Raw genomic sequence first — 915 nt, 5'->3', positions numbered from 1 at the left:
CGAAGTCCTTGTAGCCGTCCGGTCGGCTGTTCGCCATCCGGACTCGGATGCGCTGGTACACCTCCGGCAACTGCCGAACGACCGCTGCATGGGTAGCGGCATGTGGTTTGTAAGCCAAAACCGGCAGGTAGTGTTCAAGTTCCATGATGGTCTGCTGACGCTCGTGGCTTCTGCGATGGCTGGCCACCACTCGTTCTCTGTCAAGTACCTCAATCTGCTCGGCATACACCCTCAGCAGCAGTGTCTTACCCACGTATAGGCTGGGGACGGAATAGCGGTTGTGGTCGAAGCTGACGAGGCACAGCTTGTTCACCCTGACCGGCCGTGTTGTGGCACAACGGTGAGGGCGCTCCGGCAGTGTACGCAGCCCCGCTCGCTCCTGCTCCCAAGCCGACCACCGTTTACCGCGCTCCTTTTCGCACCACTGAAGAATCCGGTCGTTCAGGGCATCCAGGTCCGCCACGTCAGGAACGGGAACACATGTATGACGGCGGACGTAGCCCACACCATTTTCGACGCTACCTTTCTCGTGGGGTTCACCGGGGCGGCAGAATTCGCTGTCGAACAGGTAGTGAGCACGCAGGTTGGATAGCAACTCGTGCTCCTCGCGAGCGGGGCCGGCAAGGATTTTGGTGACCGCAGTCTTCGGGTTGTCGTAGCGAACACTGCGAGGTACGCCGCCAAACCATTCGAACGCGCGGCGGTGACCCTCGAGGAACGCTTCAATCTTCTCCGTGGAGAAGGCACAGGCAAAGAAGACACCGCTGTACCGCAGCCGCATGACGAACAGACTGACCTCCGTCTTTTTGCCGTTCATCTTCACGACGATTCGTCCGAAATCGGCTTGCGCCAGCTCGCCGGCGTCCGAAGTAAGCGGGATATAAGCCTCCTGCCGACGTTTTCTTAGTCTACTTA

General features: G+C 59.3%; 1 protein-coding gene. It reads right to left on the bottom strand.

The window, feature by feature from the left end; all coding sequences use genetic code 11:
• Window positions 1-853 (bottom strand): IS21 family transposase (gene istA / locus ASH01S_RS17640; RefSeq protein WP_245629157.1); only part of this gene is annotated, 853 nt, incomplete at its 3' end.
• Between the last annotated feature and the right edge of the window lie 62 nt (window positions 854-915).

Origin of the sequence: Alicyclobacillus shizuokensis NBRC 103103, from assembly GCF_001552255.1 — a bacterium.
In the GTDB taxonomy this organism is placed as follows: domain Bacteria; phylum Bacillota; class Bacilli; order Alicyclobacillales; family Alicyclobacillaceae; genus Alicyclobacillus_G; species Alicyclobacillus_G shizuokensis.
The sequence above is the reverse complement of the archived record's forward strand: the minus strand, read 5'-3'. Positions and strand labels throughout refer to the sequence as shown.